Annotated in this window: 13 protein-coding genes; 7 read left to right on the top strand and 6 right to left on the bottom strand. The window is 60.7% G+C overall.

All coding sequences use genetic code 11. The annotated features are described in order from the left end of the window. Window positions 1-29 precede the first annotated feature (29 nt). From fecA to KGB25_RS08265, 3 genes are all read right to left on the bottom strand, one after another. Window positions 30-2363: a TonB-dependent Fe(3+) dicitrate receptor FecA gene (gene fecA, locus KGB25_RS08275; protein ID WP_223434762.1), complete on the bottom strand. Its 2334-nt coding sequence runs from the start codon at window positions 2361-2363 to the stop codon at window positions 30-32. Window positions 2364-2608: 245 nt separating this feature from the next. Then, window positions 2609-3547 carry a FecR domain-containing protein gene (locus KGB25_RS08270; RefSeq protein WP_223434761.1) on the bottom strand — a complete coding sequence of 313 codons (939 nt, stop codon included), beginning with the start codon at window positions 3545-3547 and terminating at the stop codon, window positions 2609-2611. Continuing rightward, window positions 3544-4032 (bottom strand): sigma-70 family RNA polymerase sigma factor, encoded by a 489-nt coding sequence (locus KGB25_RS08265; RefSeq protein WP_192227764.1) that lies wholly within the window; start codon window positions 4030-4032, stop codon window positions 3544-3546. The genes KGB25_RS08270 and KGB25_RS08265 overlap by 4 nt, the downstream gene beginning before the upstream one ends. A gap of 182 nt (window positions 4033-4214) precedes the next feature. Here KGB25_RS08265 and KGB25_RS08260 point away from each other — a divergent pair, with 182 nt between their 5' ends. From KGB25_RS08260 to KGB25_RS08235, 6 genes are all read left to right on the top strand, one after another. Continuing rightward, window positions 4215-4508 (top strand): DUF3649 domain-containing protein, encoded by a 294-nt coding sequence (locus tag KGB25_RS08260; protein ID WP_008041811.1) that lies wholly within the window; start codon window positions 4215-4217, stop codon window positions 4506-4508. After that, window positions 4505-6085, top strand: coding sequence for a PepSY-associated TM helix domain-containing protein (locus KGB25_RS08255; protein ID WP_223434760.1), 1581 nt, complete (start codon window positions 4505-4507; stop codon window positions 6083-6085). The genes KGB25_RS08260 and KGB25_RS08255 overlap by 4 nt, the downstream gene beginning before the upstream one ends. Further along, window positions 6086-6412: a DUF3325 domain-containing protein gene (locus KGB25_RS08250; RefSeq protein ID WP_119922357.1), complete on the top strand. Its 327-nt coding sequence runs from the start codon at window positions 6086-6088 to the stop codon at window positions 6410-6412. It begins immediately after the preceding gene. Window positions 6413-6416: 4 nt separating this feature from the next. Next, a complete protein-coding gene (locus tag KGB25_RS08245) occupies window positions 6417-6980 on the top strand; it encodes an RNA polymerase sigma factor (protein ID WP_223434759.1) in 564 nt (187 codons plus the stop codon). Further along, window positions 6977-7963, top strand: a complete 987-nt coding sequence (locus tag KGB25_RS08240; RefSeq protein ID WP_223434758.1) for a FecR family protein — start codon at window positions 6977-6979, stop codon at window positions 7961-7963. The genes KGB25_RS08245 and KGB25_RS08240 overlap by 4 nt, the downstream gene beginning before the upstream one ends. 215 nt (window positions 7964-8178) lie before the next feature. Further along, the gene (locus tag KGB25_RS08235) at window positions 8179-10608 is read left to right on the top strand and encodes a TonB-dependent siderophore receptor (RefSeq protein ID WP_192227769.1); all 2430 of its coding nucleotides are present in this window, start codon (window positions 8179-8181) and stop codon (window positions 10606-10608) included. 126 nt (window positions 10609-10734) lie between these two features. Here KGB25_RS08235 and KGB25_RS08230 read toward each other — a convergent pair whose 3' ends face one another. After that, the gene (locus tag KGB25_RS08230; RefSeq protein ID WP_207285247.1) at window positions 10735-11610 is read right to left on the bottom strand and encodes a helix-turn-helix domain-containing protein; all 876 of its coding nucleotides are present in this window, start codon (window positions 11608-11610) and stop codon (window positions 10735-10737) included. Between the two features lie 136 nt (window positions 11611-11746). Here KGB25_RS08230 and KGB25_RS08225 point away from each other — a divergent pair, with 136 nt between their 5' ends. Next, window positions 11747-12649, top strand: a complete 903-nt coding sequence (locus KGB25_RS08225) for a DMT family transporter (protein ID WP_223434757.1) — start codon at window positions 11747-11749, stop codon at window positions 12647-12649. 28 nt (window positions 12650-12677) lie between these two features. Here the strand turns inward: KGB25_RS08225 and KGB25_RS08220 are convergent, their stop codons facing one another. Together KGB25_RS08220 and KGB25_RS08215 are read right to left on the bottom strand one after the other, a co-directional pair. Then, window positions 12678-13187, bottom strand: a complete 510-nt coding sequence (locus KGB25_RS08220; protein ID WP_223434756.1) for a DUF2165 family protein — start codon at window positions 13185-13187, stop codon at window positions 12678-12680. 171 nt (window positions 13188-13358) lie between these two features. Further along, on the bottom strand, window positions 13359-14333 hold the full coding sequence (locus KGB25_RS08215) for a 2-hydroxyacid dehydrogenase (RefSeq protein ID WP_008041788.1): 975 nt from the start codon (window positions 14331-14333) through the stop codon (window positions 13359-13361). Window positions 14334-14570: the final 237 nt, after the last annotated feature.

Below are 14570 nucleotides of genomic sequence, written 5' to 3'. Positions count from 1 at the left end.
GAATTGCAGCGAGGCTGTTCAGTTTCAGATCAGAACGCCACCGACGTCTGCACATACACCGTCCGCGGTTCCCCGACGTACTTGCCCTTGTTGTTGTCATCGAACGAGCGTGTGAAGTACTGGTGGTTGAAGATGTTTTTCACCCCCACCGCCACATTCAAATCCGACAACTTCGGCCCGAAGTCATACGCCGCGCGGCTGCTGAACAGCATGTAGCCAGGAATCGTGCCCGTGCTGCCGTCGGCACTTTCTTTCGACGTATTGGCGTTGTCGGCAAACTGGTCGCTCTGATAGCTGCTGTCCAGGTTCAACTTCCACGCACCTTCGGTGTAACCGACGCCCACGGTGCCCTTGTGTTTCGAGGAGAACGGCACACGATTGCCCTTGTTCGGCCCGTCTTCGCGGATGGTCGCGTCCACATAGGCGTACGTGGCGTAGACATCGAAACCGGCCAGTGACGGGCTCAAATCGTCGAGTGCGTAATTGACGCTGGTTTCGATGCCTTGATGGCGAGTCTCGCCCCGAGCGATCACCGAATCGTTGGTCTGATTACTTTCGTACTGATTGTCGAAGTTGATCAGGAACGCGCCGATTTCCGCGCGTAACGCACCGTTGTCGTAGCGGGTGCCCAGTTCCCAGGTGCGCGCTTTTTCCGGTTTGACTTCGCCGCTGGTCACGCGGTTTGGCATCTGGCTGTATTGCACGCTGCCGAACGAACCTTCGGTGTTGGCGTAGAGGTTCCAGCTGTCGGTCAGGTGATAGAGCACGTTCAATGCGGGCAGGGCGGTGTTGTAATCGCCCTTGTACTTCTCGTTCGTCAGGTTGTTGGTCTGTTGCGATTCGATCATTTCGTAGCGGATGCCCGGCGTCACTGTCCATTTGCCGATGTCGATCCGGTCATCGACGAAGAACGCGTTGGCCTCGGTGCCGCCGCGTGTATCACGGTCGTTGCGGCTGTTGGTGGTCGGATACTCGTTACTGGCAATCGGCGTGCGATAGCGCAGTTCGTGGCCGGCTTCGTTGATGTAGCGATAGCCGACACCGACTTCATGGCTGGTCGGGCCAACATCAAAGCCTTGGGCGAAGCGGGTTTCCAGGCCACGTACCCAGTATTCGCGTGGCGACAGCGACAGGAACGTGCCCTGATCCAGATAGCCGCTGCGCAGGGTTTTGGTGAAGAAGGTGTTGGCGGTGAATTCGCGGCGATCTTCCTGGTAGCGATAGCCGAAGTTGAACATCGTCCGGCGGCCCCAGAACTGATCTTTCGGGCGGGTCGACTGGTACGGATCGGCATCGTAATCGGCAACGTTCAGGCCACCGGGCATGTCGGCCTTGCCTTCGTAATATTGGGCCATGGCGTTGAAGCTGTTGGCGTCGTCGAGCTGGTATTTGCCTTTGAGAATCAGGTCGTCGATCTCGGTGTCGCTGTGTTCACGCCAGTCGCCACCGCGTGTGCCGGAATACAACAACGCGCCGCCCAGGCCATTGTCGCCAGTGCCGCCGGCCAGCAGGTTGCCGGTGGTCTTGAAACCGTCGTGGCTGGAGGAGGGGCTGGTTTCGGTCTGGAAACCGCCTTTCACCGTGGGCTCGTCGGGAATCGCGCGGGTCACGAAGTTGACCACGCCGCCGACGTTTTGCGGGCCGTAACGCACCGCGCCGCCACCGCGCACCACGTCGACCGCGTCCATGTTGCCCATGCTGATCGGCGCGAACGACAACTGTGGCTGACCGTAAGGTGCGAAGGGCACCGGGATGCCATCCATCAACACCGTCGAGCGCGACGCCAGGCGCGGATTGAGACCACGAATGCCGAAGTTCAGCGCCATGTCATGGCTGCCGGTGCCGTTGTTGTCCGGCGCGTTGACGCCGGGGATGCGGTTGAGCACGTCCCTAGCCTGGGTTGCGCCCTGGCGTTCGAATTCCTCACGACGGATCACGTCACGCGCGCCGGGATGCTCGAAGACGTTGATTTGTTGCGCATCACCGAGCCAGTCGCCGACCACTTTGGACGTGTCCAGCTCCAGCGCAGCATTGCCCACCGGTTGCAGGCTGAACGCGTTGTTGCCTTCGGCGCGGGCTTGCAGGCCGGTGCCTTCGAGCAAGGCGTTCAAGCCCTGTTCGGCGGTGTAGTTGCCCTCCAGGCCACGACTCTGCACACCGCTGGTGACTTGCGAGCCAAACGAAATCAACACGCCGGCTTCACGGCCGAACTGGTTGAGGGCGTTTTCCAGCGACGATGGCGCGATGTGGTACGGCTTGGCATCGTCTGCGTGGACGAGTGGCAGCGCGCCGAAGCTCAGGCTGGCGCCCAGCAAGAGTTGGCGCAAGGTGCGGGCCAGCGGGGTGAGGCGGGTGGGGTGCATGGAGGACGATCCTGAGAAGGTGGAATCAAGGTGGCTTTCCTTCTCTGTCACGCCAGATCTGAAAAACGGCTCACGGTTGTGTGAATATTTTTTGGGGCTTTCGCAAGCAACCCCACTGCCACAGGATTTCTGAACAAACACCGTAACTGTAGGAGCCTGGCTTGCCGGCGAAGGCGGTGTATCAGACAGGCCGCGGCGTGCCGATCGTCGGAACGCCGCCCGCAGCAAGCCGGCTCCTACAAGAGTCAGGCGCGCGCCTCGACGGTTACCCAATACCGCGTAAAGCGCTTCACCTTCACCGGCAAACTGATTTCCAGCAGATCCAGAATCCGCTCGCTGTCGTCCAGTGGATAAGTCCCGGAGATCAACAAGTCCGCAACTTTCGCATCGCAGTTCAACTGCCCGCGACGATAGCGGCCAAGTTCCTCAAGGAAATCCGCGAGGCGCATGTGCGCAGCCACCAGCATGCCGTCGGCCCAGGCACCGCTGTTGGCATCCAGAGGCACAGGGTTGCCGATTCCGCGAGCATCAAAACTCAACTGTCGAGCGCTTTGCAGCATCCGTGGTGAACCACCATCAGGCGTCAATTCGACATGGCCTTCAAACACCGCGACCTGAGTGCGATCCGCAAACTGCCGAACGTTCAGGCGCGCCCCTTCGGTTTTCAACAAGCCTTGTGCCGTGCGCACTTGAAACGCTTTGGACGTTGTCAGCAGCATCTCGCCTTCAAGCAAACGGATCAGCCGTTGCTGACCCTCGACCTGCACATCCGCCGAACTCGCGGTGTTGAGTTGCAATTGGCTGCCGTCTGCGAGCGCGATCTTGCGCCGCTGGCCAATGGGACTGCGGTAGTCGGCCAGCAACGGTGGCAGCAGGTTGTGCTCGCGCATGCCCCAGGTGACGGCCGAACCGGCACCAAGAATCAGCAACAACTTCAGCGCCTGACGCCGGCTGCTGGACGTCGGTGCATTCAGGGCCGCATGCGCCAGCGGCGAAGACAAACCACGCAGGCGCTGGTTGACCCGCTGAATATGCTCCCACGCCCGTTGATGCTCGCTGTGCGCATCGAGCCATTGCTGCCAGGCGTTTTGCTGGTGCGGGCTCAACGGCCCTTGCTGCATTTTCATCAACCACTGCACCGCCTGCTCGGCGACTTGCGGTGAAAAATCCGGGGTGCCGTTCATAGGGCGAAGTAGCAGCGCATCGCCGCTTTATTCAGGTGCCGCTTGACCGTGGCGATGGAAATCCCCAGCTCGGCGGCGATTTGTGGATACGTCAGGCCATCGACCTGGGCCAATAGAAATGCGCGCTTGACCAGGCGCGGCAAACCGTCGAGCAACTGGTCCAACTCCATCAGGGTTTGCAGGATGATCGCCCGTTCTTCTTCCGACGGCGCGACCCTTTCCGGCATCTGCGCCAGGGCGTCGAGGTAGGCGCGCTCCAGATCCTGACGGCGGTAATGATTGAACAGCACGCGTTTGGCGAGGGTGGTGAGGAACGCTCGCGGCTCGATGATCTGCGGCGTGTCTCGTGCGGTCAGCACCCGCATGAACGTGTCCTGGGCCAGATCTGCCGCGCTGTCCGGGCAGCCGAGCTTGCGCCGCAACCAACCGGTGAGCCAGTTGTGATGGGCGTGATAGAGGACTTCGACGGTGTGGGCTGGCTGCAACGGTAACTCCGAGCGCGGTTTAATGCGTTAGAGAACAAGAATTGTTCGCATTGTAGAGGCGAGAACCCGCTCCGGCAATCGGCGCTGATCGTATCTCTTTTGCGTATGAGAATATTTATCATTAATATTGCGACCCTGGCCTCGTGATTTTCCTCAGGCCTCACCGGTTTCAAGGTCGAAACATGAAAGTAATCCCCGTGTCCTATCGATTGGCCGTCACCTCCCGGGTGCTGGCCGCCGTGCTGGGTGGCTACATCGTTGCGGCGCTGGCGAGTGTCAGCCTGACGCTGTGGGTGCCCATGGCCCGTGCCGACGCCGTGGTGACCGGGATGATGACCTCGTTTCTGGCCTACCTCGGCGCAGTGATCTGGTGCTTCGCCTGCCGCAGCGCATGGCGGGCCTGGCTCGGGTTGATCGTGCCAAGCCTGGTGCTGGCGGCGATTTCGGGCCTCGCGTACTGGATGGGCCGCACATGAAAGAGGGTTTTCGTCAGGCCATGGCCTGGTTGCACACCTGGGCCGGGTTGATCTTCGGCTGGTTGCTGTTTGCGATTTTCCTCACCGGCACACTCGCGTATTTCAAGGATGAGATCAGCCACTGGATGCAGCCGGAAATCCCTGCGCGTTCGGTGACTTCCGAAGCCAGCCTGACCGTGGCGCAAAACTACCTTCAGCAACACGCCCCGGGAGCCTCGCGCTGGCTCATCGACCTGCCCGATGCCCGCGAACCCGGCCTGTCGGTACGCTGGCAGCAGACCCCGGCCAAACGTGGCGAACGCGGCCAGTTCACAGAAAAACTCCTCGACCCGCAAACCGGCGCCGAAGTGCAGGGCCGGGCAACCACCGGCGGCGAGTTTTTCTACCGCTTCCACTTTCAGCTGCAAATGCCGTATCCGTGGGGCCGCTGGTTGTCGACCATCGCCGCCATGGTGATGTTCGTCGCGCTGATCAGCGGGATCATCACCCACAAGAAAATCTTCAAGGACTTCTTCACCTTCCGCCCGCGCAAGGGCCAGCGTTCCTGGCTCGACGGGCACAATGCGGTGGGTGTGCTGGTGCTGCCGTTTCACCTGATGATCACCTACAGCAGCCTGGTGATTTTCATGTCGATGGTGATGCCGGCGAGCATTCTTGCCGCGTACAACGGTGATGCGCGGGCGTTTTACGATGAGGTGTTCCCGGCCTCCACGGCACCGGAACGTGCGGACAAACCAGCGCAGTTGGCGCCGCTGGCACCGCTGCTGGAAAAGGCGCGCGAGCAGTGGTCGGGAGGGCGCGTCGGGCGGCTGACGGTGAACAATCCGGGCGACGCGAATGCCTCGGTGGTGCTCGTGCGTGATGGCGCGGACCGTGTAGTTCACGACTTCGGCAGCGCGGTGACCTTCAACGGCGTGACCGGGCAATTGCTCGGCACGACCCCGGAGCAATCGCTGCCGAGGGCGATTGCCGGCAGTTTCTATGGTTTGCACATGGGCCATTTCGCCGGCCCCGTGCTGCGCTGGTTGTACTTCATTTGCGGGTTGGCCGGCACGGCGATGATTGGCACCGGGCTGGTGATCTGGCTCGGCAAGCGTCAGCTCAAACACGCGAAAAGCGCCGTGATGCCGTTCGAATTGCGACTGGTGGAAGTGCTGAATATCGCCAGCATGTCCGGGTTGATGGTGGCGGTGGCGGCGTTCTTTTGGGCCAATCGGGTGTTGCCGGTCGACATGGCCGGACGTGCGGATTGGGAGGTGAACAGCTTCTTCATCGTCTGGGGTTTGAGTGTGCTGCATGCCATGGTCCGCCGGGGCCGCACGGCGTGGATCGAGCAATTGGCACTGGTGGCATTGCTGTTTGGCGCGATGCCGCTGCTGAACGCCATGACCACGCCGTATCACTTGGGCGTGACGTTGGCGCAGGGCGATTGGGCGATGGCCGGTTTCGATCTGACGTGCCTGGGCAGCGGTGTGTTTTTCGCCTGGGCTGCGTGGAAAATGCAGCGTTCGGGACAGGCCAGGATCGTCATCCGGCAGCATGCACAACCGATTACCCTTGAGCGAGAGGCGAACTGAATGTTGCTGTCGCTGTTGCTCTGTTACGGCGGTTTCACCGCACTGTGTTTATCGATGGATCGGCATCACGCCGAACTGTTGGGCGGCAAGCCGACGGCCCGTCGTCGTCGTTTATTGAAACTGGGTGGCTGGCTGTTGCTGGTCTTGTCTCTGTGGGCGGCGGTGTCTTCGACCGGCTGGGGACTTGGCCTGGTGGAATGGTGTGCGGTGTTGATGCTCAGCGCGTTGCTGCTGGTGCTGTTGATGCCGTATCGCCCGCGCCTGGCGCTGTCGATGGCTGCATTGAGCCTGCTCGTCAGCCCCGTTGCCGCGTTTGCGCAGTACTGACCCGATGATGACTAGCCCTCCGGATTCCCATGACGACGAACCTCGCGGAGCACGTGCGCATTTCCTGCAAGTGTTCCTGTCCCAGCGTTCGCAGATGGAAGCGCTGGTGAACCGTCGTGTCGGCTGCCGGGCAACGGCGGCGGACCTGGTGCAGGATTTGTTTTTGCGCTTCTGGCGTCGGCCGCTGGTGCAGGTCGAAGAGCTCAGCACCTACCTGTTGCGTTGCGCCGGCAACATTGCCATTGACCACTTGCGCAGCGAAGGCACGCGGGTGCGGGTCACTGAAGGCTGGCAACCGGATCAACCGGACAGCCGCGGCAGTGAGCCGCAAGCCGCGCTGGAAGCCGGCAACGATTTGCGCCATGTCGAAGCGGCGTTGCGTGCGTTGCCCGAGCGCACGCGGCAGATCTTTTTGCTCAATCGCATCCATGGCCGCAAATACGCCGAGATCGCCAAGGCCATGGGTTTGTCCCAAAGCGCCGTGGAAAAACATATGATGCGCGCCCTCGAAGCCTGCAAGGCCAGCCTGCGGGACCCCGAACCGCGCACGCCAGGGAAAGCACCGTGAATCACATCGAACGCGTCACCCCGACGCCCGCTCAGGAACAGGCCGCTTTCGCCTGGCTGAGTCTGCTGCATGACCAGCCGAGCAGCGGTGATCAGGCCACTTTCAGCCATTGGCTGCAGGCCGATCCCGCGCACGCCGAGGCCTATGCCCAGGCGCAAGTGGTGTGGGAACTGAGCGAAGGCCCGGCGCGGACGCTGGCCAACGAAGACGCGTTTGCCTTGCAGGGTTACCTCAATGCGATGAATCGCTCGCGGCGCAGCAGCGTTCGGCGCTGGTCCGGAGCGCTGGCAATGGCTGCGTGCCTGTTGTTGATGGTCAGCCTCGGTTCAGGCTGGCAGCCGATGCGCTGGGTGGATGATCTGGGTGCTGACTATGTGTCGGCGCCGGGGGAAGTTCGCACCGTCACGCTGGCGGATCAATCGCAGGTCACGCTGGATGCCGACAGCGCCATCGCGGTGGATTTCAGTCGCGGTGAGCGTCACATTCAGTTGCGTCGTGGCGCTGGTTTTTTCAGCGTGACGCACACCGGCGAGCCGTTTGTGGTTGAGGCTGAAAAGGGCCAGGCGCGGGTGCTGGGGACGCAGTTTGAAGTGCGTTTGCAACCTCACGGCGCGCAAGTGACGGTGTTGTCCGGCCGGGTTGGCGTGACGGCGGACAAGCATGCCGAGCAGCAGATTCTGACCGCCGGCCAGCAAGTGGCTTACGGCGAAGGCACGGCGGAAAAACTCCATGCCGTGGACAGCGAAGCGCAGTTGGCGTGGCGTCAGGGTTGGCTCAATTACTACAAGGCGCCACTGGCTGACGTGGTGCAGGATTTGCGACGTTACTACCCGGGGCGGATTGTGCTGCTCAACGATGAGCTGGCGGCGCGGCGGGTCAGTGGCAGTTTCCCGAGCAAGGATCCGCAGGCGGTGTTGAGTTCGTTGCAGGGGGTGATGGGGTTTGAGCAGCAGGCTGTGGGGCATTTGATTATTTTGCGTTGAGGCGTCCGGCCTCTTCGCCGGCAAGCCAGCTCCTACAGTTGAAACGCATTCCCCTGTAGGAGCCGGCTTGCCGGCGATGGCGTCCTATCAAACAACACATCCCCCAAATTAAAATATTTTCAAAATGATGATGAGGTAAACCCAAGCCCCATCCGTGTAGTGACTGAAACTGCGAGTCATTCGCATCCGTAGCGGTTCTACACAGGTCATGAGCAATGAAGTCCAGGGCAAAATCGGGTTCGGTCAAACAGTGGTTGGGCGCTTCGGCGCTGAGCATTTCGGCATTGGCATTGCTGCCATTGAGCGTGGCATTGGCCGCTGAAGCGGGCACGACGCAGCAGCGCACGCAGTTCAGCTTCGCGATGGCCGCCAAACCGCTGCCCCAGGCCCTGAGCGACTTCAGCCGGATCACCGGCATCAGCGTGGTCTACACCGATGAAGCGCCGTACGGCATGACCGCGCCAGCGGTCAGCGGGCAGATGAGCGCCGAACAGGCGATCCAGCGTTTGCTCAGCGGTTCCGGTTTGACCTTCCGTCGCACCGATGCGCACACCATGGCGCTGGAACCGCAGCCCACCGAAGGCGCCTTGAACCTCGGCGCCACCACCATCACCTCGGTGATGGATCAATCCATGAGCTACCAGCCGCCGCCGACCAGTTCGGTGATGCGCTCTTCGGCCTTGCTCCAGGAAATCCCCCAGACCGTCAACGTCATCCCGGCCCAGGTCATTCGCGATCAGGCACCGCGCAACCTCGACGACGCGCTGGCCAACGTCAGCGGCATCACCCAGGGCAACACGCTGGGCAGTACCCAGGATTCGGTGATGACCCGCGGCTTCGGCGACAACCGCAACGGCTCGATCATGCGCGACGGCATGCCGGTGGTGCAGGGCCGTGGCCTCAACGCCACGGTCGATCGGGTCGAAGTGCTCAAGGGCCCGGCCTCGTTGCTCTACGGCATCCAGGACCCGGGCGGCGTGGTCAACATGGTCAGCAAGAAACCTGAACTGGAACAGTACAACGCGTTGACCGTGCGTGGCTCGACGTACGGCGACGGCAAAAACGGCAGCGGCGGCAGCTTCGACAGCACCGGCGCGCTCGGTGATTCCGGGCTGGCCTACCGCATGGTGCTCGACCACGAAGACGAAGATTACTGGCGCAATTTCGGCACCCACCGCGAGACTCTGGTGGCGCCGTCCCTGGCCTGGTTCGGTGAAAGCACCAAGCTGTTGTTCGCCTACGAACACCGTGAATTCCTCACCCCGTTCGACCGTGGCACGCTGATCGACCCACGGGACAACCATCCGCTGGACATCTCCCGCGAGCGTCGCCTGGACGAGCCGTTCAACAACATGGAAGGGCGCTCGGACCTCTATCACTTCGAGGCCGACCACGAGCTCAACGACAACTGGAAAGCGCACTTTGGCTACAGCTGGAACCGTGAAACCTACGACGCCAGCCAAGTACGCGTTACCGCCATCGACACCAAAAAAGGCACGCTGACCCGCAGCATGGACGGCACGCAAAACGCGATCAGCACCGACCGCTTCACCACGGCCAGCCTCGAAGGCAAAGTGAATGCGCTGGGCATGCAACATGACCTGGTGTTCGGCGTCGATGACGAGTACCGCAAGATCTACCGCGAAGATCTGATCCGCCAGAAAAGCCTGACCACTTTCAGCTACCTCAACCCGGTCTATGGCCGTGAAGTCGCCGGCACCACCGTCAGCCCGGCGGACAGCGCGCAGACCGATCTGCTGCGCAGCGATTCGCTGTTTCTGCAGGACTCGATCCACCTCACCGACCAGTGGATTCTGGTGGCCGGCGGCCGTTTCCAGGAGTACGACCAGTACGCCGGCAAAGGCGTGCCGTTCAAGGCCAACACCGACAGCAACGGGCAAAAATGGGTGCCGCGTGCCGGCCTGGTCTACAAGTACACCGACGCGTTGTCGTTCTACGGCAGCTACACCGAATCGTTCAAACCGAACTCGACCATCGCCCCGTTGAGCGGCAGCAGCACCGTGCTCGACGGCAGCATCGCGCCAGAAGAAGCCAAGTCCTGGGAAGTCGGCGCGAAGCTGGATATTCCGGGGCGTGTGACGGGTAACGTTGCCCTGTTCGACATCAAGAAACGCAACGTGCTGGTGGCCAATGCCGAAGGTCCGGTGACCCTTTACAGCGCCGCCGGCGAAGTGCGTTCCCGTGGTCTGGAAGTGGACCTGAGCGGTCAGCTCAGCGATCGCTGGAGCATGATCGGCAGCTATGCCTACACCGATGCCGAAGTCACCGAAGACCCGGACTACAAAGGCAAAAAACTGCAAAACGTGGCGAAGAACACCGGCTCGCTGTCGGCGGTCTATGACTTCGGCACCATTGTTGGTGGCGATCAATTGCGGGTCGGCGCGGGCGCGCGGTATGTCGGTGAGCGGGCGGGTAACGCGGTGAACGATTTTGATCTGCCGAGCTACACCGTGGCCGATGCATTCGCCACCTACGACACCAAGGTCGAGGGGCAGAAGGTCAAGTTCCAGCTTAACGTGAAGAACCTGTTTGACCGCACTTACTACACCTCGGCGGCGAGCCGGTTCTTTGTGTCGATGGGGGATTCGCGGCAGGTTTCGTTGTCCAGCACCTTGGAGTTCTGATCACAGACCGCGTTATCGTTCTTCGCGGGCAAGCCTCGCTCCTACAGGAATCGTGTCGAGTCCAATTTTCGCGATCAACACACATCCCTGTAGGAGCGAGGCTTGCCCGCGAAGGCGGCTTCCGGGTCAGCGCAAAAACGCCTGCCGATACTCGCCAGGCGTCCCACCGAGAACCTGCCGAAACCGATTGGTGAAGTGACTCGCACTGGCAAACCCACACGCCAATGCAATCTCCCCCAACGGCTGCGATGTCGAACGCAACAACTCCCGCGCCCGACTCAGTCGCCTTGCCAACACATACTGATGCGGCGGCAAGCCGAAGCTCTCCCGGAACATCCGCGCAAAGTGATACTCCGACAGCGCACACAACCCCGCCAACTGCCCGAGGCTGATGGCTTCGGCCAACTGATTGTCGATGAACTCGACCAGTTGCCGCCGCTGGTGCGCCGCCAATCCGCCCTTGAGCCGCAAGCCGTCGCGCATGCCGACCTGGCCGAGTAACACGTGGCTGAGCATTTCATGGGCCAGGCTGCTGGTCAGCAGGCGTTCGCCGGGTTCATTCCAGTTGAGCGTGAGCATCTGGCGAAAGCGCCGGGCTTGCTGCGGGTCGTCGAGAAAAGTCCCTTCACGCAACTGCAATTCGCGAGGTTCGCGGTCCAGCAGCGTGACGCAACCGAGGGCGAATTGTTCCGGGCTGAAATACAGATGGGCCAGGCGAATGTCGCCATTGATTACCCAGCCTGACTGATGGTCGGCCGGCAGAATGCACAGTTTGTCCGGACCACCCTTGGTACCGGGCTGATCGCGGCGAAAAGTGCCGGTGCCGCCCGCGATGTAACAGGACAACGTGTGATGGCTCGGCGCTTCGTAGTCCTGGGCGTCGTGATGATTGCTCCACAGGGCTGCAGCCATGCCGTCACCGAGCTCGGCGCTGTGCTCGAGGCGAGCATTGGGCGAGCGGTTGAGGGCTTGAAAGACTTGCAGTGATTCCAGTGCGGGCATGATCGTTTCTCCAACGCTTCGCATCCTACTCCGTAGACGTTGGCCTGCCAGCCTCTGCACCGACAAAAGCGCAAGTTTATGCAAGTGCGAAAAAGCTTGGCGCAGGACACTGGGCACCTATTGAGGAGCCTTCACCATGAACCTTTCGCTGTATTTGCTGACCGTGCTGATCTGGGGCACCACCTGGATTGCCTTGAAATGGCAACTGGGCGTGGTGGCCATTCCGGTGTCGATCGTCTATCGCTTCGGCCTCGCCGCGCTGGTGCTGTTCGTGATGCTGTTGCTCAGCCGCAAGCTGCAAGTGATGAACCGTCGCGGACACCTGATCTGCCTGGCGCAGGGCCTTTGCCTGTTTTGCATCAACTTCATGTGCTTCCTGACGGCCAGCCAATGGATCCCCAGTGGCCTGGTAGCCGTGGTGTTTTCCACTGCCACGCTGTGGAATGCCCTGAATGCGCGGGTGTTCTTCGGCCAGAGAATCGCCCGCAACGTCCTGTTGGGTGGCGCGCTCGGTTTGTTCGGGCTGGGGTTGCTGTTCTGGCCGGAGTTGGCCGGCCACACCGCCAGCCCGGAAACCTTGCTGGGCCTGGGCCTGGCCTTGTTGGGCACGCTGTGCTTCTCGGCGGGCAACATGCTGTCCAGCCTGCAACAGAAGGCCGGGCTCAAGCCGCTGACAACCAATGCCTGGGGCATGGCCTATGGCGCGGCGATGCTGTCGGTGTGGTGCCTGGTCAAAGGCATTCCGTTCGAGATGGAATGGAATGCGCGTTACATCGGCTCGCTGCTGTACCTGGTCATTCCGGGTTCGGTGATCGGCTTCACCGCCTACCTGACGCTGGTCGGGCGCATGGGCCCGGAGCGCGCAGCCTATTGCACGGTGCTGTTCCCGGTGGTGGCGCTCAATGTCTCGGCGTTTGCCGAAGGCTACCAATGGACCGCACCGGCGCTGATGGGCCTGGTGTTGGTGATGCTGGGCAACGTGCTGGTGTTCCGCAAACCCAAGGCACCGATGGTGCAGGGGAGCGGCAAGCTGGCTTGAAGATGTTGCGGATCGGGTGCGTGTGCACTCAGCGCTCGATCCGGATGGCCACATAGATCATTAACGGCATGATGAAATCAACGATATGTCGGGCCCAGTCTTTATAGTTCCATTGTTGTGATTCATCCATGTTGAACCATTCGACACCCACAACCTGAAAACACACGTAGTAGATAAATACGGCAATCAGTAAGCCAATCAGTGCATATTTCTTTGCCTCGTGAAACTTTTTGGCGCTGGTGTTTATATTCTTGAATAGTTGGTAAGTGCCCATCATGCAAAAGGCGGTGAAGAGGACTTCGAGTGTAATGATCAGCCAGTAAATCCTGTGATGGGCCATGGGGGAGGTAATGGCGCGATAGCTGTATTTCTCGCCCTCGTGCGTGGTGTCCATGCTGAGGATGTGGGCGATGTATTCGTAGTTGGAAGGGTAGTCGGTGAAGTTGCTAAACAACATTAAAAAACCAAAGAAGCTTATAAATAGCATCAATGTGGCTTTGCTGATTCTAATTGTTTGCTCGGTCGTCAAGTGGTTCAAGGTAATAGTTCTCCAGAACGGGTTCCCGTCAGAGCGGGTAAGTAAGGAGAGTCTATAGCGAAGTGTATTTGTTGAGGGGTGGACTAAATTACAAGTTGTGTATTTGTTGTTTTGTAACGTGTGAGGTTTAGTTGTAGACGGGCAGGCGCTTTAATCGCCTGCCCGTTTTTTTCAGCCTTTCCAGACTTGCGGGTTCACCAGGTCCTGCGGTCGTTCACCCAACAAGGCGCTGCGCAGGTTGGCCAAGGCGCGATTGGCCATCGCTTCACGGGTTTCATGGGTGGCGGAGCCGATGTGCGGCAAAGTCACTGCGTTTTTCAGTTGGAACAGCGGCGATTCAGCCAGCGGTTCTTTCTCGTAGACATCCAGCCCGGCGCCACGGATCTGGTTGTTTTGCAGCGCTTCGATCAGCGCGGGCTCGTCCACCACCGGGCCGCGTGCGATGTTGATCAGAATCGCGTCCGACTTCATCAGCGCCAGTTCACGGCGGCTGATCAGGTGTTTGGTCTTTTCGCTGAGCGGCACCACCAGGCAGACGAAATCGGCTTCGGCCAGCAACTCATCGAGGCTACGGAACTGCGCACCGAGCTCTTGCTCAAGTGCAGTTTTGCGGCTGTTGCCACTGTAGATAATCGGCATGTTGAAACCGAGCCGACCGCGCCGGGCGATGGCCGCGCCGATGTTACCCATGCCGACGATGCCCAGGGTCTTGCCATAGACATCGGTGCCGAACAGCGGGGCGCCGACAGTGGCTTGCCATTGACCGGCCTTGGTCCAGGCATCGAGTTCGGCGACGCGGCGGGCGCTGCTCATGATCAGGGAGAAGGCCAGGTCGGCGGTGCTTTCGGTCAGCACATCCGGCGTGTTGGTCAGCATGATCCCGCGTTCGTTGAAGTACGCGACGTCGTAGTTGTCGTAGCCCACCGAGACGCTGGACACCACCTCCAGGCTGCTCGCGTTCTCCAGTTGTGCGCGACCGAGCTTGCGACCCACGCCAATCAAACCGTGGGCATGGGGCAGGGCCTCGTTGAATTGGGCGTTGATGTCGCCTTTTTTCGGGTCAGGCACGATGACGTCGAAATCCTGCTGGAGGCGTTCGATCATGGCGGGAGTGACGCGGCTGAAAGCGAGGACGGTCTTTTTCATGGGAGGCGGGCTCGTCGGGCGTGGAGAATGCCAAGCACGCTAACATTCTTCCGCGCTTTTGTGCGAGTGCCCGGATGGTTCGGATGCACGCATTTCCCCTGTTGGATGGGTGATGCGCAAAAGGTACTTCGTACGCAAATTTGTAGGAGCCGGCTTGCTGGCGATCCAGGCACCTCGGTCCGCCTGATGCACCGCGTCGCCTGGATCGCCAGCAAGCCGGCTCCTACAGGTGATGGG

The sequence above is a fragment of the Pseudomonas sp. BF-RE-21 genome (genome assembly GCF_019947305.1).
Lineage (GTDB): Bacteria > Pseudomonadota > Gammaproteobacteria > Pseudomonadales > Pseudomonadaceae > Aquipseudomonas > Aquipseudomonas migulae.
The sequence above is the reverse complement of the archived record's forward strand: the minus strand, read 5'-3'. Positions and strand labels throughout refer to the sequence as shown.